This is a genomic window from Rhodococcus sp. OAS809, from assembly GCF_040546695.1.
In the GTDB taxonomy this organism is placed as follows: domain Bacteria; phylum Actinomycetota; class Actinomycetes; order Mycobacteriales; family Mycobacteriaceae; genus Rhodococcus_F; species Rhodococcus_F qingshengii.
Genome location: NZ_JBEPOI010000002.1, coordinates 615753 through 634584, shown reverse-complemented (window position 1 = coordinate 634584; position 18832 = coordinate 615753). Strand labels below are relative to the sequence as shown.

Here is an 18832-nt window from a genome sequence, read left to right as displayed (position 1 = left end):
TTCGCAAGATTCCGGCCTGTCGTACAAGAATCAGCGACGCAGAGTGTGTGCGTACACGACTTCGGAAAATTCGCTGGTCGATGCCGAACCGCCGAGGTCGGCGGTCGCGATGCCCGACGCGATGGTCGTGCGAACGGCATCTGAAATCCGGCGTGCTGCCGCAGACAACAACCGATCGCCACGCGCATCACCGAGCCAGTCGAGCATCATTGCACTCGAGAGGAACAGTGCCGTCGGGTTCGCCCGATTCTTCCCGGCGATGTCGGGTGCGGCACCGTGCGCAGCCTGAGCCATGACCTGCGTCTCGGAAGCGTTGATCGACGGCGCGGTTCCGAGTGAACCGGACAGCTCGCCCGCCAGATCCGACAAGATGTCGCCGAACATGTTTTCGGTCACCACGACATCGAAGTCGCCGCCGCGCCGAACCAGGTGCGCCGCCATCGCGTCGACGTGCTCGTCGTCGACGACTACGTGTGGGTACTCCGCAGCGACTGTTCGGCAGGCGTCACGGAACAGGCCGGTGGTCAGTGTGAGGACGTTGGCTTTGTGGACGATCGTGACGTGATTGCGCCTTCGCGACGCCAACGCGAAGGCAGTGCGTGCGATCCGTTCACACGCAGCGCGGGTGAACACACCGACGGCCAGCGCGATGTCGGGCGTCGGCATGAACTCGCCGCTGCCGACTGCCATGTTCCGATCCGCGTACAACCCCTCGGTGTTCTCGCGGACGATCACCAGATCCATGTCGGGGACCATTGCCTTGACACCGGGGAACGCCGCTGCCGGCCGAATGTTCGCGAACAGCTCGAACTTCTTCCGGATGACGCCGCCGGGTGTGAGTTGTCCGCGAAACCTCTCCGGATAGGACGCACTGTCGTGGGGTCCGAGAATCCAACCCTGCAGCTGCCCCAACGAATCGATGGTCTCGTCGGGAATCGGTGTGTCGTGGCTGTCGATGGCCGTGTTCCCGAGCGGAAGCTCGACCCACTCGACGGGCGGAGCATGAACCGCTGACAACGCCGCATCCACGATCTGCCGTGTCGCCGGGACGATTTCGTGGCCGATTCCGTCGCCGTGCATGAGTCCCAGCCGCATGGCCGAAGTACCGATTGCGCTCGCACCTGTCATCAGGCAATCATTGCTCACCATGGTCCAGTCGGTGGAATTGCTCCTCGATCCAGTGAGTGAGTCGGAAGTCCGAGCACAGTGGCAGCTTCTCGCCGACGCCGGTTTACCAAGTCAGGCCTCTCATCACAGCCCGTCCAACCGTCCGCACATCACACTGTTCGTCGCCCGTGAGATCCCCGCGGAGGTCGACGAACTGTTGAAGCGGCGCTTCTCGGCCCCGGACTTCGAGGTCCGACTCGGTGGCTACATCGTGTTCGGCGGCAAGCAGATGGTCTTGGCGCGCTCGGTCATTCCTTCGCGCGCACTCCTTCACCTGCACCGAGAAATAGCCGAGGCAACCGTTGGTTCGACGGCGCTTCCCGCCCACGTCGAGCCCGGCGGGTGGACTCCTCATGTGACGCTCGCCCGACGCGTCGAACCTGCACGTCTGGGTGAAGCCATTGCCCTGGTCGGTAACGACGTGATTCACGGGCGCAGCGGCGCGATCAGGCGCTGGGACGGCGAACAGAAGACGGAGTGGTTACTGACGCCGCCGCTGTGACAGATCGGGTTGCACGTCGGGTCACCAGGATTCCCGCGATCACCGTGAGTGCACCAACCGGCTGATTCCAGCCAACGCTTTCGTTCAAGACTATTGCGCCGAGAGCGACGCCCACCACTGGACTGAGGTAAGTGACGGTGGACGCCGCAGTCGGCCCCCACCCCTGAACGACATTGGTGTTCCAGATGAATGCGAGCCCGGTCCCCAGTGCGCCCAGAGCGATCATCGACAGGACAACTGCCGGCGTCAGGTGCATCGGTGTATTCGCGATGACCGGTGAGGCCAGAACCATCACGAATGCACCGATACTGATCTGCAATAACGCGACCGTGCGGGTGTCGACGCCGAGAGGAAGCACGAAACGTCTGAGGTAGACAAACGAAATCCCGTACGAGGCAGTCGCTCCCAGGCAAGCGACCTGAGAACTGACACTTCCGCCGACGCCGAGATTCCACGGCGCCAATACGATCAGCACCCCACCGAATCCGAGAAGCAACCCCAGCGATTTGTATCGCGTCAGCGTCTCCCCCGGCAGAAAGGCAAGGGAGACAGCCATAGTCATCAGTGGCGTGGTGGCGTTGTAGATGCTCGCGAGTCCCGAGGACATGTTTTGCTCCGCCCAACTGAACAGCAGCCACGGCACGATGCATTGTGTCGCTGCGAGAAAAGCCATGTGTTTCCAGACGCGAAAGTCCCTCGGTAGGCCGATCCGGCTGACCGCTGACACGAGAACCAGCGCGAGCGCACCGAAGACCAAGCGCCACAGAACTACCTGCGTGAAGGACAGACCTTCGAGCCCGATCTTCATGAAGAGGAAACTGGCTCCCCACACCACCGCAGCTGCGGTGTATTGAAAGGCCAGACTTGCCCTCAAAGGGTGAAGTCTCCGTGCGGACTGACGTCGTGACGAGTGTCGGGCGTTCGGCCGGCAAGAGCTAGTACGTTCAGGACCAGTAGGACCAAGACGCTGACGACGATGATTGCCATGTGTCCAGCCTGACGGAATGTCCCACGTGGCAGTAGTGGCAGAAAAGCCAGACTTGGACGATTTTCTGCCACTTTCCTGTTTTTCTGTCACACTCGAAAGATGCTCGCGAAAGTGGTGGTCCCACTGATGCCGATGACCGAGGCGTTCGAACTCGGCGTGGCATGTGAAGTCTTCGGCTTCGACCGATCCGACGACGGCCTCCCCACGTACGACTTCTCTCTGATCGCCGCAGTTCCGGGTCCGATCCGAACGCGGTTCGGGTACAACATCGATGTTCCGTACAACCTCGATTCTCTCGACGACGCCGATCTCATCGTCGTGTCCGCCGGCGGAACCTACGACGCCGGCGACGCGTACATGTGCTCACCGAGTCCCGACTCGAGTGTCGATCCCCTGTTGGTCAAACTCAACGAGGCCGTAGCCCGGGGCGCCAAGGTGGCGAGTCTGTGCACCGGAGCGTTTGTCCTCGGGGCAGCTGGACTACTGGACGGAAGGCGATGCACGACGCATTGGCGGCATGCAGAGAGGCTTGCCCAGACGTATCCGGAAGCCAAGGTCGATCCGGACGTGTTGTACGTGGACGAAGATCCGGTGTTCACCAGCGCAGGCACCGCGGCAGGAATTGACCTGTGCCTGCACATCGTCCGAAAAGAACAGGGTTCTCGCGTTGCCAATGGCATCGCGAGAAGGATGGTGGTGCCGCCCCATCGTGACGGTGGGCAAGCCCAGTACGTTGCCACTCCCCTCGCCTCGACGCCGAGTGCAACCCTTGCCCCGCTCCTCGACTGGATGACGGAGAACCTCGCCCTCGACCTCACTGTGGGCATGGTCGCAGCCCGCGCGAACATGTCCGCGCGCACGTTCGCGCGCCGTTTCCAAGCGGAAACGGGAACAACCCCCGCCCGCTGGCTCAGCGATCAGCGAGTACTGGCCGCCCAACATCTCCTCGAGAATTCCGACCTCTCCGTCGACGTCATCGCAGAACGCGTCGGATTCGGCGGCGGTGCCGTGCTTCGCCAGCACTTCATTCGTCTGCGTTGCACCACGCCGCAGGCCTACCGCCGGACGTTTCGGGCGACCGAGAACGCAAGCTGAAATCGGCTCAGGGAAGAATCAGCGGTTCCGGGGCGTTGCACACACCAACAGCCCGCACAATGGAAAGGACCCCTGTGGCCACCCAGACTCTCACCCAGCAGAACTTCGACGAAACGATCAACGGCAGCGACGTCGTCCTCGTGGACTTCTGGGCCTCCTGGTGCGGCCCGTGCCGCCAGTTCGCACCGACGTTCGAAGCGTCTTCGGAGAAGCATGCCGACGTCGTTCACGCCAAGGTCGACACCGAGGCCGAGCAGGGAATCGCAGCGGCCGCCAACATCCGCTCCATCCCCACGATCATGGCCTTCCGCGAAGGCGTACTCGTGTTCAACCAGGCCGGCGCGCTTCCCGCCGCTCAGCTCGAAGAGCTCGTCACTCAGGTCAAGGCACTCGACATGGACGAGGTCCGCAAGCAGATCGCAGAGCAGACCGCATCTGCTGAATAGCGTGAAATGGCTGGGCCGGAATCGAAGCCGATTCCGGCCCAGCCTTTTTCGTTGTTGCCTAGTGAGCCGCGCTGTCCCAGCTTCGACCGGTTCCCACCGAAACATCCAGAGGTACCGACAGCTCGATGGCTGTGGCCATCTTGTCCTTGACCAGCGCGGTGACCTCCTCCAACTCGGAGGCAACCACTTCGAGCACCAATTCGTCGTGCACCTGCAACAGCATGCGCGACTTCAATCCGGCGTCGGCGAGAGCCTTCTGCACGTTGATCATCGCGACCTTGATGATGTCGGCCGCAGTGCCCTGGATCGGCGCATTGAGGGCAGCACGTTCGGCGACCTCACGACGCTGACGGTTGTCGCTGTTGAGGTCCGGCAGGTAGCGACGACGACCGTAGAGCGTCGAGGTGTAGCCGTCCTTACGTGCCTGCTCGACCACCGCGTGGAGGTAATCCCGCACGCCGCCGAAACGAGCGAAGTACGCATCCATCTGCTGCTTCGCTTCTTCGGTCGAAATCTTCAGCTGCGACGCCAATCCGTAGGCACTGAGCCCGTAGGCCAGACCGTACGACATCGCCTTGACCCGGCGCCGCAGTTCTGGAGTCACCTCTTCGATCGGTACACCGAATGCGCGCGAGCCGACAAAGCTGTGCAGGTCCTCACCGGTGTTGAATGCCTCGATCAGCCCCTCGTCGCCTGACACGTGCGCCATGATGCGCATTTCGATCTGGCTGTAGTCGGCAGTGAGCAGAACGTCGAACCCCTGCCCGACTACGAATCCGTCGCGAATCTCGCGCCCCGCGTCGTTTCGCACCGGGATGTTCTGCAAGTTCGGATCGGTCGACGACAGGCGTCCGGTCGCGGCAACCGTCTGATTGAACGTCGTGTGAATGCGTCCGTCTTCGGCTACGGCCTTGAGAAGACCGTCGACGGTCACCTTCATACGCGTCGCATCACGGTGCGCGAGAAGGTGTTCGAGGAACGGGTGTCCTGTCTTGTCGAACAGACCCTGCAACGCCTCGGCGTCGGTGGTGTAGCCCGTCTTCGTCTTCTTCGTCTTGGGCATGTCGAGTTCTTCGAACAAGACCACCTGCAGCTGCTTCGGCGAACCCAGGTTGATCTGCTTGTCGATCACCTCGTAGGCCGAGTTTGCTGCGTCGGCGACCTGGGAGGCGAAACGGCTCTGAAGATCGTGCAGATGCGCGCTGTCGACGGCGATGCCGGTGGCCTCGATCTGAGCGAGCTCGATCGTCAACGGCAGTTCCATGTCGGAGAGGAGCGACTTGGATTCGATCGACTCCAACTCGGTGTCCAGTGCAGCTGCCAAGTCGAGAACGGCCTGAGCGCTGAGCATCGCGGTCTCGGCCGCTTCGGCATCGAGCTGCTCGGTGTCGTCGAGCAGTGAAAGCTGTTCCTGGCCGGATGTTTCGGCGCGCAGTTCACGCTTGAGGTAGCGGAGCGAGAGGTCGTCGAGATTGAAGCTGCGCTGGCCCGGCCGGACGAGGTACGCGGCCAGAGCAGTGTCGCTGGTCAGTCCACCGAGCGTCCAACCACGCCCACGCAGAGCATGGATCGCCCACTTGGCTTCGTGCAGCGCCTTCGGCTGCGATGCGTCGGCGAGCCAATCACCGAGAGCTGCTTCGTCTTCCGGTGTTGCCGTCGACGCCGCGATGTATGCACATTCACCGTCGGAGGCCGCGATCGCGAGTGCAGTGACGTCGCCGGCGAACGGAGTTCTGGTTCCGAGCACCGTCACGCCGTGACGCTCACCGGTTCGTGCGTGGGCGTCGAGCCACGCGGCAACCGCACCCGGGGCGAGTGCGTCGCCGCTGACCTCGAACCCTTCCTCTGCTTCGGGCTCGGACGACGACAGGGTCGCGAACAGTCGATCGCGGAGAACCTTGAGACTCGAGATCGTCGAACAACGCATGAATCTTCTCGCGGTCCCACGGGGCCAACACCAACTGCTCGGGCGTGTACGGCAAGGGAACGTCGCGAACCATTTCGGTGAGCTGACGATTGAGCAGGACGTTCGCGAGGTTCTCCCGCAGTGAGTCGCCCACCTTGCCGCGGACCTTGTCCACGTTGTCTACCAGTCCCTGCAGGTCGCCGTACTCACGGATCCACTTGGTGGCGGTCTTCTCGCCGACGCCGGGGATGCCGGGGAGGTTGTCACTCGGGTCGCCGCGCAGTGCAGCAAAATCGGGATACTGCGCCGGGCTGAGGCTGTACTTCTCCTCTACGGCCGTCGGCGTGAATCGGGTGAGCTCCGAGACGCCCTTCTTCGGGTAGAGCACAGTGACGTTGTCGGTCACCAGTTGCAGCGAGTCACGGTCACCGGTCACGACGAGAACCCGGTATCCGAGTGCCTCCGCCTGCGTGGTCAAGGTGGCGATCACGTCGTCGGCCTCGAAACCTTCCTCGGCCATGACCGGGATGCCCAGCGCGCCGAGAACGTCCTTGGTGATGTCGATCTGGCCCTTGAATTCGTCCGGAGCCTTCGCGCGCTGCGCCTTGTATTCGGGGAACAGGTCGGCGCGAAACGTCTGACGCGACACGTCGAAGGCCGCGGCCAGATGGGTGGGCTGCTCGTCACGAAGAAGGTTGATCAACATCGACGTGAAGCCGTACACCGCGTTGGTGGCCTGCCCACTGTGTGTCTTGAAGTTCTCTGCAGGCAGCGCATAGAAGGCGCGAAATGCCAACGAATGCCCGTCGAGAAGCATCAGAAGAGGGCGATCGTCCGCCTTGCCGGTGGTGCCGGCTGAAGCGGTGGACGTGCTGGACCGAGTTGTGGTTGCGGGGCTCACGGTTCATCAGTCTAGGGATCGCGACCGACATCGACGCCTTCGCCGTTGTTTACGCAGGAACAGACACAAGAATCGGACAATTGATGCAGCCTTCGGCCTTCGATACGGAACCGAAACATCCCGGAAATCTCAGAACCCCATCTGAAGCGAACGGAGCCGTTAGAGTCCGGAAATCGCAGCAACGAAACAATCCCTGTGCTGCGCGGCACCTTTGTCCAGACGCGCTATTCCCGACCCGCTCGGAGGACGTACGTGGCCCCACCCGTAGTGAAACGGCAGACCCTCGCGACACTCAGCCGACTACTGGCCTTTGCATTACTGACGTTCTTCGCATTACTCAGCCTGGCCGGAATTGCTTCGGCTCAGGAACCGACCACTTCCCCTACACCGCCGACCCCGACAGCATCCGCAACACCGACAGCACCGGTTCCCGACAACGCTGTCCCCGTCAGCGGCAATCTCAACAACGGCGGCACACGCCTCGAGGGCGTCACCGTCCGTGCACTCGATTCTTCCGGCACGGAAGTCGCCACCGGAGAATCGGCATCGAACGGCCGTTGGGAACTGGCCGTGGCACCGGGCACCTACACCTTCGAGATCGTTGCCGACACACTTCCCGACGGGGTCAGTGTGCAAGCCGCTGTCGAACGCGAGGTGGTGGCCGGCCGCGCGAACACCGTGATCTTCTCGTTCGGCGAGGTACGTACCGCCTCGAATGTCAGCTTCGGCGAGAAGCTGATCCGCACGACGGTCGACGGTCTGCGGTTCGGCCTCGTGATCGCGATCGCCGGTGTGGGTTTGAGCCTGATCTACGGCACCACTGGCCTGACCAACTTCGCTCACGGCGAGATGGTGACGTTGGGAGCCGTTGCTGCCTGGGTGATCAACACGTCCTTCGGCGTTCCGCTGATTCCCGCCACGATCCTCGCGATCTTCGTCGGCATCGGCATCGGCCTGCTGACCAACGGAATCGTCTGGAAACCACTGCGTAAGCGCAAGACCGGGTTGATCGCGCAATTGGTGGTCTCGATCGGTCTCGCGATTTCATTGCGCTACTTGATCCTGATCTTCTTCTCCGACCGCGCCGAACCGTTCGACGACTACCAGGGCCAGGTCGAGAAGAACTGGGGCCCGATCGCACTGACCGACGCCAACGCGATAGTCATGATCGTCAGTCTGGTCGTCCTGGTCGGCGTCGCACTGCTTCTGCAGAAGACCCGCATCGGAAAGGCCATGCGTGCCGTCTCCGACAATCGTGACCTCGCCGCTTCGTCCGGAATCAACGTCGAGCGCGTGATCATGTTCGTCTGGGGTCTCGGCGGCGGATTGGCCGCCCTCGGCGGTGTGCTGTTCGGTATCTCCGAACTCGGCGGACGCGTCCAGTGGGAAATGGGCTTCAAACTGTTGCTGCTCATGTTCGCCGGAATCACCCTCGGTGGTCTGGGAACCGCGTACGGGGCGCTACTCGGCTGCGTCATCGTGGGACTTCTGGTCCAACTCTCGACGCTCATCATCAACCCCGATCTCAAATACATCGGCGGACTTCTCGTCTTGATCGTGATCCTCGTGGTTCGCCCCCAGGGCATCCTCGGATCCAGACAAAGGATCGGGTGACGAACATGGACATCATGGGAGCTTTCCAGGTTTCCTTCGCCCAGCTGATCGGGCCGTCGGCAATCTTCTACGCACTGCTGGCAATCGGGCTGAACCTGCACTTCGGCTACGCCGGACTGCTCAACTTCGGTCAGATCGGTTTTGCCCTCCTCGGCGGCTACGGCGTCGGCATCATGACCGTGACCTACGACCAGCCGTTGTGGCTCGGCATCCTCGTCGGACTCACCGCAGCCGGGCTCCTCGCGCTCGTGCTCGGTATCCCGACGCTGCGTCTGCGCGCCGACTATCTCGCCATCGTGACCATCGCCGCTTCGGAGATCCTGCGTCTGATCTTCCGCTCGACCGCGTCGGATTCGGTGACCGGTTCCACCAACGGCCTGTTCGGTTTCGCAGACCCGTTCACCGCACTGAGCCCCTTCGACTCGGCCAAGCAGTACTCATTTCTCGGCGTGAAGTTCTACGGAGACGACCTCTGGTCGATGGTCGTCGGGTGGACCCTGGTCTTGATCTTGTGCGGATTTGTCTACCTGTTGACGCACAGCCCGTGGGGGCGCGTCCTCAAGGCGGTACGCGAAGACGAGGACGCAGCGCGATCGTTGGGCAAGAACGTGTTCGTGTACAAGATGCAGGCGCTGGTTCTCGGCGGCGTGATCGGTGGTCTGGCCGGTGTGTTCAACGCTTTGCAGACCAAGTCCATCAACCCGGACTTCTACTCGACAGCGCAGACGTTCTTCGCGTTCGGCGCACTGATTCTGGGCGGGGCGGCAACGGTATTCGGCCCGGTGGTCGGCGCAATGTTGTTCTGGTTCCTCCTCGCCATCCCTGACGCCTTGCTGCGTCAGGCGATCTCCGGCGAGAATCCGCTGCTCTCGCTGACCGAACAACAGGTCGGAGCCACCAGGTATGTCCTGCTCGGATTGATGATTGCTCTCCTGATGGTCTTCAGACCACAGGGAATACTGGGTAACAAGCGGGAGGTGCAACTCAATGCTTGACGCCGATACCAGAGCACAGATCTTTACCGACGTTCCTCACCTTCCCGGATCGGCGAAACCCGACCCGGTGTTGGTCGCTGACAACGTCTCGCGGACGTTCGGCGGTCTCAAGGCCGTCGACGTCGATCACCTCGAGATTCAACGAGGGTGCATCACGGGTCTGATCGGTCCAAACGGTGCCGGAAAAACGACGCTCTTCAACCTCCTTACCGGATTCGACCGGCCGGACACCGGTACGTGGTCGATGGACGGTCAATCGCTGGGCCGCATGTATCCCCATCAGGTAGCCAGGAAAGGAGTGGTACGGACGTTCCAGTTGACCAAGGCGCTCTCCAAACTCACCGTGCTGGACAACGTACGTCTCGGTGCCACCGGCCAACGTGGTGAACGCATTTTTGCATCTCTCGTCCCGTGGATCTGGAAAGGCCAGGAACGCGAGATCACCGAACGCGCCAACGAACTCCTCGCACGATTCAAACTCGACACCAAGGCCGACGACCTCGCCGGTTCACTCTCCGGTGGGCAGCGCAAACTGCTCGAAATGGCTCGCGCACTCATGACCTCGCCCTCGGTGGTGATGCTGGACGAACCGATGGCGGGGGTCAATCCTGCTCTGACGCAAAGCCTGCTCGGACACATCAAGTCATTGCGCGACGACGGAATGACCGTCGTGTTCGTCGAGCACGACATGGACGTGATCCGAGACATCAGCGATTGGGTGGTGGTCATGGCGCAGGGCAGCGTCATCGCCGAATCCACCCCGGTCGAACTCTCGTCCAACACAGCCGTCGTCGACGCATATCTGGGCAGTCACCATGACCAGGCCCTCGAGTTCGACGACAACGGAAATCCGGTGGGCGAGACGGCCGTTCTGGCCGCCGCCCTGGCTGAAGCCGAGGTCGAAACCCTCGAGTCAGGCGGGGACCTGTCGGAACCCGACGTCGACAACCTTCCGGCCGATCTCGCCGCGACGCTGGAATCGAGTCCCGAGGAACCGCGCGGAAGGCACGAGAAGCCATGAGCGAGAACCACGCACGTTCACTCACGCCTGCAGAGTTCGCCGCGACGGCCGAGGAGCATCAGCGACTGTCGGCAGGTGCCCTGCTCCGCGCCGACAGCCTCGTCGCGGGCTACATTCCCGGCGTCAACATCCTGCGTGAATGCAACTTCTTCCTGAAGGAAGGGGAAATCGTCGGAATCATCGGACCTAACGGCGCAGGCAAATCGACACTCCTGAAATCACTGTTCGGACTGATACCGGTACGCGAAGGGTCGGTCACCCTACGCGAGGACAACATCACGTCTGCGCCCGCTCACGTCCTCGTTCAGAAGGGAGTCGGGTACGTCCCTCAGACACAGAACGTCTTTCAAACTCTGACCATCGAAGAAAACCTCGAAATGGGCATTTATCTGCGGCCCAAGGCATTCGCGGAACGATTCGCCTTCGTGAGTGAACTGTTCCCTCTTCTGAGTGAACGACGAAAGGTGAAGGCCGGCGCACTCTCCGGCGGCGAACGCCAGATGGTCGCGATGGGCCGGGCCCTGATGATGGATCCGTCGGTGCTGCTGCTCGACGAACCGTCCGCGGGCCTGTCCCCCATGTTCCAGGACGAGGTGTTCATCCGCTGCAAGAAGATAAATGCTGCGGGTGTCTCGGTCATCATGGTCGAGCAGAACGCGCGCCGCTGCCTTCAGATCTGCGACCGCGGCTACGTACTCGATCAGGGTAAGAACGCGTACACCGACACCGGCGCCAATCTGATGAACGACCCCAAGGTGATCGAGTTGTACTTGGGAACGCTCGCCGGAAGCAAAGAGAAGTAGGACAGACACGAGAATGGGCCAGGGTCTCGCGACCCTGGCCCATTCTCGTTGGCTGCTTACTTGCCCACGACTTACTTGCCCACCACCACGAATCCTTCTGTGGTCAGGGTGTTCTCAGGGCCGAACTTGAGCTTTCCGTACGAACCGATGGACGGCTCCCCCGAATCGTTGAAGTCCAACTCACCGGTGATGCCGTCGTAGTCGATGTCGGTTCCCGCCTTCACCAACGGCAGGCACTCGACGTAGGACGTGCACTTGGTGCCACCTTCGGTGACGCTGTTGATGTTGGCTGCGATGTCGGTACCGGCCGTCGACTTCGCCTGCTCGGCAGCGAGCGCTGAGATCACCACCGCGTCGTATGACTCTCCGGCGTAGTTGAAGTCGATCAGAGAGGGGTTCACAGCCTTCAGACGATCCTGGAAGGCAGCTCCGACGTCCGTCAGGGGCGTCGTTCCCTGCATGGTGTCGAGCAACGGCTTCGCCACGGATTCGCCGAGAGCGTTGCCCATGTTGCCGTCGACGCCGTACATCGCCATTCCGTCCGACGGGCCGATGCCCACTTCGTGCATGCGCGTGATGATCTTCGCCGACTCTTCGAAGCCCACCAGTGCCACTGCATCCGGATTGAAGTTCTTGACTTGATCGACTTCGGAGTTGAACGACTGCGCGTTCGGGTCGTAGATGATCTTCTCGATCTGATCGGAGGGGACACCCGAATCGATCAGATTCTTTTCGATGTTGTCCGCCAGACCCGTCCCGTACGGGTCGTTGAGGGCCATGATCGCTACGCGCTGACCACCGTCGTCCGAAATGAGCTGTGCGACGGCCTGAGCCTGCAGTACGTCCGTCGGAGCGGTGCGGAAGTACATGCCCTTGTCGGGGTAGCAGACGAATTGGTCCGAGGTGTTGGCAGGCGAGAACATCACGACGCCTGCGCTGGCGATCTTGTCGATCACCTTGAGCGAGACCGAAGACGACGCGGCGCCGACGATGACCTGAGTGCCTGCAGCCAATTCGCGGTCGACGGTGGTATTGGCGGTGTCCGTTGTGGTGTCACCCGAATCGCCGGGAATCAGCTGGACCGGTTGGCCGAGAACGCCTCCGGCTGCATTGACGTCGTTGACTCCCAGCTGGGTGCCCGCGACCATCGGCGGCCCGAGGAACGACAAGCTGCCTGTATCGGGAAGAAGCGTGCCGATGCGCAGCGCTTCCGTGGACGGGGTGGCGCCGGCCTTGGCCTGCTCCGGGGTGCAATCAGTCGTGACGGATGTCGTCGCGGCAGAAGCGCCGGACGTAGAGCCACTCGAAGACGAGTCATCCGACTTGTCCGAGCTACAGCCTGCAAGTGCCAGTGATGCCGCGCCGAGAACTGCAGCAGTACGCACAAGTGTTCGTCTAGCCATCCCACGCTCCTAAGATCAGCCGGTGCTCGCGCCACCCGAACTGGCGCTCGCTGTGGGATCAGACGCTAGACCTTGGAACCGTTTCGCGATCCTTCAAGAAAGCCCTGTGACCTGACTGTTATCTGAAGGTGCACAGTGTTTACACGGCTGTAGCGCTGCGCGACGTTTCGACGGTCGACGCAGCAACCGGGTAACCCGGACACTTTGCTCAAGCGTCCGGTTCACCGCCCAGAGTTTCCAGTACGACCTGTGCGACCGCCTTCATCGTGGAGCGCCGATCCATCGCGGCGCGCTGAATCCACTTGAACGCCTCAGGTTCGGTGAGCGCTTGGCGCACCATCAGAACACTCTTGGCTCGCTCGATCAGCTTGCGCGCTTCGAGCCGGTCGGAAAGATCAGCGACCTCACGCTCGAGCGCCGTCACCTCGCGGAAACGACTGACCGCCAATTCGACAGCGGGAACGAGGTCACTGATCGAGAACGGCTTGACCAAGTAAGCCATGGCGCCGGCATCGCGTGCGCGCTCGACCAACTCGCGCTGACTGAACGCTGTGAGAATGACAACAGGAGCGATGCGTTTGGCGGCAATCTCCGAAGCGGCGTCGATGCCGTCTCTCCTGGGCATTTTCACGTCCATGATGACCAGATCAGGCTTGAGCGACTCGGCCAACTCCACCGCGACCTGCCCGTCACCCGCCTCACCGACGACGTCGTAGCCCTCTTCGCGGAGCATCTCGACCAGATCCATGCGGATCAACGCCTCGTCTTCAGCGACGACAACACGACGGGGTGCGAGCTGATTGCCTTGCGGCTGCGGCGAATTCATGGCCACCATCCTCCTCCATCGAACCGCCCCGACACGAGACGCGAACGATTAGAGGGTACCGGTGTTTGACATTGAAATCGCATCTTCTAATGTAGTCATCGCAACAAGCCCTCGTATCCCAATTGGCAGAGGAAACGGATTCAAAACCCGTCCAGTGTGAGTTCGAGTCTCACCGAGGGCACCACCTGCCGCAGCTGGCCGCACCGCAAGGTTTCGGCATTCGGCTGTACCCCAGATCGACCGCCTTTAGATTCGATCCATGAACGGTCACCGGCTGATTGCTCTGCTCGGAGCCATATCGATTCTCGCGCTGCTCACCGGGTGTCAAACAGACGGCCAATCCAATACTGCCGGCGAATCCAGCACTGCCGGCGAATCTTCCACCCAGGCCGCGCTCGATGCTGCAACACAGACCGGCACCCTTCAGGTCGGCTCTCCCCCGATCGATGCCCCATCCACCGAGATCTCCGTGCCTCCCCCGTTCCCGAACGACACGGAGGTCCCTTCACCGACTCCGCGCGTCGACGTGACCGAGATCGACGTGATCGATCACGATGGTTTCACCCGCATCACCTATCGCTTCGACGGAAGCGGATCTGTGTTCTGGAAAACCGAATATGTCAGTGAAGCAATCCGAGCGGGTGACAGCACAGTCGTGGACGTCGGAAGTCGATCGATACTTCAAGTCGACCTGATGGGAGTCCAATCGGATTCGTCGCTCAACTCCGTATCTCACGAGGGCGAAAACATCACGCGCATAGACAGTGCAGCCAGGAACAGTGCGATCCTGCAGTCGTTTGTCGGCACGGTCGACATCCGTCCGGCATACACCGTATCGACATCCGATTCACCGTCCCAGTTGACGATCGACATCCCCAAGGCAGACAGCTGACTGTCGAATACCCAATTGCGCGCTCAGCTCAGCCATTCCAGCGCAGCGGTGCGCGACGCGGTAATTCGGTTATCGCGGGGCGGATGAATACTCCGTCTCGAAACCGAGGTCTCACAATCGATCCGAGGCGATTGCGGGGTCCGGTTCAACACGACTGTCATGATTCTCGCTGCATGCCCGAACGTCCGCTGCTCGAACTGCTGCTGCCAGTGTTTGTTCCAGCAGGACTGCCACCGTCATGGGGCCGACGCCACCCGGCACTGGTGTGATCGCACCGGCATGTGGGAGCGCAGCGGCGTACTCCACATCTCCGACGTTGCCCTCGTTGTACCCCGCATCGATCACCACTGCACCAGGCTTGATCCACGTCCCTTTGATCAGTTCCGGAACACCGACGGCCGCGATGACGACGTCTGCCGAGGCGACGTGGGCGGCCAGGTCGACGGTGCGCGAATGGCAGTATGTCACCGTTGCGCCTCGACGCAGGAGGAGCATTCCCATCGGCAATCCGAGTATCGGGCTTCGGCCGACCACGACAGCATGCTTTCCGGAGAGTTCGACGCCTGTGGCGTCGAGCAGGCGCAGGATGCCACTCGGCGTACACGATTCGAATCCCCCACCGGTCAACGCCATTGCCGCAAAAGATGCCGAAGTGACGCCGTCAACGTCTTTGTCGGCCGAGATGGCATCGAACGCGGCCCGTTCGTCGATGTGGTCTGGCACCGGGTGTTGCAGCAGTATGCCGTCGATCGAAGGGTCCGCCGACAACGCTCTCAGCACGTCGACCAGTTCTTCGGTGGTTGTACTCACCGGGAGTTCGACCGTCCGCGACGTCATTCCGACGGCGACAGATCGTTTGACCTTCATCTGTACATACGCCTTCGAGGCCGGGTCCGCTCCCACGATGACGGCGGCCAGGCAAGGAACGTGCCCCGCCTCATCACGAAACTGCCTGGTGCGCACTGACAGGTCCGCGAGCGCAGCATCGGCAATTGCGCGTCCGTCGATTATTCGAGCGGGCGCGGTCTGGGTCGACAGATTCTTGGTAGAGACGTTTTCGGTAGGCCGATTCTCGGTAGACATGGATCCCCTTCACACAAGATGTGTGAAGCACCCAGGCGGTCGATGCCTCGCGATGTGCACTCCCCGGTGGTAATTCCCACCCGCGCCAGTCGTGCGTGGTCAGCGTACCGCGCGTTTGTCTCACTGCCACGAAACGCATCCGGAACGCCGCTCTCAAAACGAGACAAATCGACATAACCTATCAATAGGTAACGATCTGACCTGCAGTTATTCCATCCTAAGCAATTAGATGGCACGATGGGGGCAACCGCACGGGCACCAAGCATTGGAGGCACCGATGGACAACGGCAAGATAAACCTGACCTATGACGGTCGGGTGTCACTGAGCTTCCAACTGGCAATTCCGCACGCACCGGACAAGGTCTGGAAAGTGATAACGGAACGCGAGTACCTCGACGCCTGGTTCCCGGCGGACGTCGATTTCGATCTCACTCCCGGCGCGGATCTGCTGTTCAAGGTGACCCCGGAACAAGTCGAGCGTTTCGGACTGCCAGCAGATCACGTGACGCGCGGGACGGTCATCAGCGTCCACCCGCACCGAATTCTCGAATTCCTCTGGGACGCAGATACTCTGCATTGGGAACTGGCACCGGACGGCACCGGCGGTTGCTGGCTGACCCTCACCCACACGATGGAAGACGAAGAGTCCGCGTACGCCCACGCTGCCGGCTGGCACGCGGGCTTGGAAGTTGTTGCGGCCCAACTCGATGGACGCAAAGTCGACTGGTCTCCGTGGGACCGCGCCGACGAACTCTCACCGCAATATCGCAAGTCTGCTTGATTCTGGGCCCGAGTTCAGTCTCGGGCCCGCATCTCATTCCCCTTTACGCGGGAAATGCCTGATCATTCCTTCTTGGACCACCGTCGCCAACAGCAGTCCTTCCACCGAGAAGTACCGTCCGGTTGCCAGACCGCGCGAACCTGCGGCGACCGGCGATTCGGTGGCGTACAGAACCCAGTCGGTGAACCGGAACGGGCGATGGAACCAGATCGAATGATTGACCGTCGCCGCGACGATACGATCATGACCCCAGGACAAACCATGAGTGGTCAGAATCGAATCGAGCACGGTGGTGTCGGACGAATATGCCAGCGTCGCAGCATGAATGAGCGAATCGTCCGGCAGATCACCGTCGGGGCGCATCCACACCCGATTGTGGTTGAGTTTCTCGCCGGTGCCCTTGAGGATCCACGCCGGATCGTTGGCGTACCGCATGTCGATCGGCTTGAGCGCCGCACTGAAATGCGGCAGTTTTTCCTCGTACCCCACCAGATGATCGCCGATGGGAGGCAACGACTCCGGAAGTGGAACATCCGGGATCTCGACAGCATGGTCGAGCCCCTTGCCGGAGTCCTGGAACGCCGCGAGCATCACGAACAATTCGTTCTCACCCTGATAGGCAGTCACCTGACGGTTGGCGAACGCCCGCCCGTCGCGATGACGATCCACCCGATACTCGATGGGCGCCTTGACATCTCCGCCGCGAATGAAATGGGCATTCACCGCATGGATGGGGCGATCACCGTCGACGGTCCGCCCGGCGGCCATCAGTGCCTGAGACACCAACTGACCGCCGAACGTCCGCGAACCTACCTGTTTCGGGTGGTATCCACGGAACGCGTCTTCACCGATCTGCTCCAGATCCAACAAACCGAGGAGAGTACCGAGGTCGGTGGACGCGTTCGCGTGGGTCACTCAGTGGTCCTCTTCGCCGATACGGTGGACGTGAATGAGGTTGGTGGAACCGACAGTTCCCGGAGGGGATCCGGCAACGATGACCACGAGGTCGCCCTTGACGTACCGCCCGAGGGAGAGCAACGCACTGTCCACCTGACGCACCATCTCGTCGGTGGTGGCCACCGCATCGACCAGGAACGTCTCGGTTCCCCACGTCAGCGTCAGCTGACTGCGCACCGCGGGCAGCGGTGTGAAGGCGAGCAACGGCAGCGGCGTGTGCAGACGAGCCAGTCGACGCACCGTGTCACCGGACTGAGTGAACGCAACCAAGGCCTTGGCGTCGAGACGTTCGCCGATGTCGCGTGCTGCGTACGAGATGACACCGCGCTTGGTGCGCGGGACGTGGGTCAACGGTGGGACACGGGTTGATTCGTTCTCGACGGCCTCGACGATGCGGGCCATGGTGCGAACGGTTTCCATGACGTACTTGCCCACCGAAGTCTCGCCCGAGAGCATGACTGCGTCGGCGCCGTCGAGAACGGCGTTGGCGACATCGGATGCCTCTGCGCGAGTGGGACGCGAGTTCTCGATCATCGACTCGAGCATCTGCGTCGCGACGATGACCGGCTTCGCGTTCTCACGAGCAATCTGGATTGCGCGCTTCTGAACGAGCGGGACCTGCTCGAGCGGCAACTCGACACCGAGGTCACCGCGGGCGACCATGACGGCGTCGAACGCGAGCACGATGGCTTCGAGATTGTCGATGGCCTCGGGCTTCTCGAGCTTCGCGATGACGGGAACGCGGCGCCCGACTCGATCCATGATGGCGTGAACCAATTCGACGTCCGCCGGTGAGCGAACGAAGGAGAGTGCAATGAAGTCGACACCCAGCTTGAGAGCGAACTCGAGGTCGGCGATGTCCTTGCCCGACAGGGCTGGAACGGAGACGTTCATACCGGGCAGTGAGAGGCCCTTGTTGTTGCTGACCGGACCGCCTTCGGTGACCCGACAGACGACGTCGTTGCCGTCGATGGACGTGACGACCAGGCCGACCTTTCCGTCGTCGACCAGCAGTCGATCGCCGGCCTTGGCGTCGCGCGCCAATTCCTTGTACGTGGTCCCGACGCGATCGTGCGTTCCCTCGACGTCGTCGACGGTGATACGAACCTCTTCACCGTTGGCCCAGGTGGTCCGCTCGTCCTTGAATCGGCCGAGGCGAATCTTGGGCCCCTGAAGGTCGGCGAGAACACCGACGGCCTTTCCGGTGGCGTCCGACGCGGCGCGGACGCGAATGTAGTTTTCTTCGTGATCGGCATGCTCGCCGTGGCTGAAGTTGAGGCGCGCCACGTCCATGCCGCTCTCCACGAGCTCACGGATGCGGTCGCCAGAAGCTGTCGCAGGTCCAAGTGTGCATACAATTTTTGTCCGTCGGTTCACGGCTCGAGCCTAGTCGCTACCCCACCGCACTTCTATCCGGCATTTGCGACCTGCACTTTCTGTACTTACTCGATT

At 61.7% G+C, this 18832-nt stretch carries 16 protein-coding genes, 1 tRNA gene, 1 pseudogene and 1 riboswitch; of the genes and pseudogenes, 10 read left to right on the top strand and 8 right to left on the bottom strand.

Features of this window, described 5'->3' with window-relative positions; translation table 11 throughout:
* Positions 1–30: 30 nt before the first annotated feature.
* Positions 31–1128: an isocitrate/isopropylmalate dehydrogenase family protein gene (locus ABIE52_RS05990; RefSeq protein ID WP_030536743.1), complete on the bottom strand. Its 1098-nt coding sequence runs from the start codon at positions 1126–1128 to the stop codon at positions 31–33.
* Here ABIE52_RS05990 and ABIE52_RS05985 point away from each other — a divergent pair.
* Complete coding sequence (locus tag ABIE52_RS05985; RefSeq protein WP_080712755.1) at positions 1094–1669, top strand: 2'-5' RNA ligase family protein; 576 nt, start codon at positions 1094–1096, stop codon at positions 1667–1669. The genes ABIE52_RS05990 and ABIE52_RS05985 overlap by 35 nt on opposite strands.
* On the opposite strand, the gene ABIE52_RS05980 is transcribed toward ABIE52_RS05985, so the two are convergent.
* Complete coding sequence (locus tag ABIE52_RS05980) at positions 1614–2543, bottom strand: DMT family transporter (RefSeq protein WP_030536745.1); 930 nt, start codon at positions 2541–2543, stop codon at positions 1614–1616. The two genes, ABIE52_RS05985 and ABIE52_RS05980, sit on opposite strands and share 56 nt — an antisense overlap.
* A gap of 213 nt (positions 2544–2756) precedes the next feature.
* Here ABIE52_RS05980 and ABIE52_RS05975 point away from each other — a divergent pair, with 213 nt between their 5' ends.
* Both ABIE52_RS05975 and trxA read left to right on the top strand, forming a co-directional pair.
* Complete coding sequence (locus ABIE52_RS05975; protein WP_003944097.1) at positions 2757–3752, top strand: helix-turn-helix domain-containing protein; 996 nt, start codon at positions 2757–2759, stop codon at positions 3750–3752.
* A gap of 74 nt (positions 3753–3826) precedes the next feature.
* Entirely contained in the window at positions 3827–4198 is a 372-nt protein-coding gene (gene trxA, locus ABIE52_RS05970; protein WP_003944106.1) for a thioredoxin, read from the top strand.
* A gap of 58 nt (positions 4199–4256) precedes the next feature.
* Here the strand turns inward: trxA and polA are convergent.
* Positions 4257–7005, bottom strand: a pseudogene (gene polA, locus ABIE52_RS05965) (DNA polymerase I).
* 303 nt (positions 7006–7308) lie between these two features.
* Here polA and ABIE52_RS05960 point away from each other — a divergent pair.
* From ABIE52_RS05960 to ABIE52_RS05945, 4 genes are read left to right on the top strand one after another with little or no spacing between them, the layout of a single operon-like run.
* A complete protein-coding gene (locus ABIE52_RS05960; protein WP_037126618.1) occupies positions 7309–8619 on the top strand; it encodes a branched-chain amino acid ABC transporter permease in 1311 nt (436 codons plus the stop codon).
* Positions 8620–8624: 5 nt separating this feature from the next.
* Positions 8625–9614: a branched-chain amino acid ABC transporter permease gene (locus ABIE52_RS05955; protein ID WP_003944088.1), complete on the top strand. Its 990-nt coding sequence runs from the start codon at positions 8625–8627 to the stop codon at positions 9612–9614.
* A complete protein-coding gene (locus ABIE52_RS05950) occupies positions 9607–10635 on the top strand; it encodes an ABC transporter ATP-binding protein (protein WP_030536749.1) in 1029 nt (342 codons plus the stop codon). Before ABIE52_RS05955 ends, ABIE52_RS05950 begins: the two co-directional genes overlap by 8 nt.
* Positions 10632–11438 carry an ABC transporter ATP-binding protein gene (locus ABIE52_RS05945; RefSeq protein WP_007728720.1) on the top strand — a complete coding sequence of 269 codons (807 nt, stop codon included), beginning with the start codon at positions 10632–10634 and terminating at the stop codon, positions 11436–11438. Before ABIE52_RS05950 ends, ABIE52_RS05945 begins: the two co-directional genes overlap by 4 nt.
* Positions 11439–11509: 71 nt before the next feature.
* Here ABIE52_RS05945 and ABIE52_RS05940 read toward each other — a convergent pair whose 3' ends face one another.
* Together ABIE52_RS05940 and ABIE52_RS05935 are read right to left on the bottom strand one after the other, a co-directional pair.
* Positions 11510–12841, bottom strand: a complete 1332-nt coding sequence (locus tag ABIE52_RS05940; RefSeq protein WP_003944031.1) for an ABC transporter substrate-binding protein — start codon at positions 12839–12841, stop codon at positions 11510–11512.
* A 208-nt stretch (positions 12842–13049) separates the two neighbouring features.
* Positions 13050–13667, bottom strand: a complete 618-nt coding sequence (locus ABIE52_RS05935) for an ANTAR domain-containing response regulator (protein ID WP_003944029.1) — start codon at positions 13665–13667, stop codon at positions 13050–13052.
* Positions 13668–13774: 107 nt separating this feature from the next.
* On the opposite strand from ABIE52_RS05935, the gene ABIE52_RS05930 reads away from it, so the two are divergent.
* Positions 13775–13851: transfer RNA gene (locus ABIE52_RS05930), tRNA-Leu, on the top strand.
* A 75-nt stretch (positions 13852–13926) separates the two neighbouring features.
* Entirely contained in the window at positions 13927–14559 is a 633-nt protein-coding gene (locus ABIE52_RS05925) for an AMIN-like domain-containing (lipo)protein (protein WP_075833328.1), read from the top strand.
* A 111-nt stretch (positions 14560–14670) separates the two neighbouring features.
* Here the strand turns inward: ABIE52_RS05925 and ABIE52_RS05920 are convergent, their stop codons facing one another.
* Complete coding sequence (locus tag ABIE52_RS05920; RefSeq protein WP_192712929.1) at positions 14671–15642, bottom strand: bifunctional 5,10-methylenetetrahydrofolate dehydrogenase/5,10-methenyltetrahydrofolate cyclohydrolase; 972 nt, start codon at positions 15640–15642, stop codon at positions 14671–14673.
* A 22-nt stretch (positions 15643–15664) separates the two neighbouring features.
* A riboswitch (ZMP/ZTP riboswitch) is annotated at positions 15665–15745 on the bottom strand.
* A gap of 174 nt (positions 15746–15919) precedes the next feature.
* Between ABIE52_RS05920 and ABIE52_RS05915 the strand changes: the two genes are divergently transcribed.
* Complete coding sequence (locus ABIE52_RS05915; protein WP_030536752.1) at positions 15920–16423, top strand: SRPBCC domain-containing protein; 504 nt, start codon at positions 15920–15922, stop codon at positions 16421–16423.
* Positions 16424–16456: 33 nt separating this feature from the next.
* Here ABIE52_RS05915 and ABIE52_RS05910 read toward each other — a convergent pair whose 3' ends face one another.
* Both ABIE52_RS05910 and pyk read right to left on the bottom strand, forming a co-directional pair.
* Complete coding sequence (locus tag ABIE52_RS05910; RefSeq protein WP_003944096.1) at positions 16457–17338, bottom strand: acyl-CoA thioesterase; 882 nt, start codon at positions 17336–17338, stop codon at positions 16457–16459.
* Positions 17339–18757 (bottom strand): pyruvate kinase, encoded by a 1419-nt coding sequence (gene pyk, locus ABIE52_RS05905; protein WP_003944038.1) that lies wholly within the window; start codon positions 18755–18757, stop codon positions 17339–17341. It abuts the gene before it with no gap.
* Positions 18758–18832: the final 75 nt, after the last annotated feature.

Bases quoted from the DNA above. Each gene is read 5' to 3' on its own strand.
- ABIE52_RS05950 (WP_030536749.1), top strand. From the start codon at position 9,607: ATGCTTGACGCCGATACCAGAGCACAGATCTTTACCGACGTTCCTCAC.
- ABIE52_RS05955 (WP_003944088.1), top strand. From the start codon at position 8,625: ATGGACATCATGGGAGCTTTCCAGGTTTCCTTCGCCCAGCTGATCGGG.
- ABIE52_RS05925 (WP_075833328.1), top strand. From the start codon at position 13,927: ATGAACGGTCACCGGCTGATTGCTCTGCTCGGAGCCATATCGATTCTC.
- ABIE52_RS05985 (WP_080712755.1), top strand. From the start codon at position 1,094: ATGGCCGAAGTACCGATTGCGCTCGCACCTGTCATCAGGCAATCATTG.
- ABIE52_RS05945 (WP_007728720.1), top strand. From the start codon at position 10,632: ATGAGCGAGAACCACGCACGTTCACTCACGCCTGCAGAGTTCGCCGCG.
- ABIE52_RS05975 (WP_003944097.1), top strand. From the start codon at position 2,757: ATGCTCGCGAAAGTGGTGGTCCCACTGATGCCGATGACCGAGGCGTTC.
- ABIE52_RS05935 (WP_003944029.1), bottom strand. From the start codon at position 13,667: ATGAATTCGCCGCAGCCGCAAGGCAATCAGCTCGCACCCCGTCGTGTT.
- ABIE52_RS05915 (WP_030536752.1), top strand. From the start codon at position 15,920: ATGGACAACGGCAAGATAAACCTGACCTATGACGGTCGGGTGTCACTG.
- ABIE52_RS05990 (WP_030536743.1), bottom strand. From the start codon at position 1,128: ATGACAGGTGCGAGCGCAATCGGTACTTCGGCCATGCGGCTGGGACTC.
- ABIE52_RS05920 (WP_192712929.1), bottom strand. From the start codon at position 15,642: ATGTCTACCGAGAATCGGCCTACCGAAAACGTCTCTACCAAGAATCTG.
- ABIE52_RS05940 (WP_003944031.1), bottom strand. From the start codon at position 12,841: ATGGCTAGACGAACACTTGTGCGTACTGCTGCAGTTCTCGGCGCGGCA.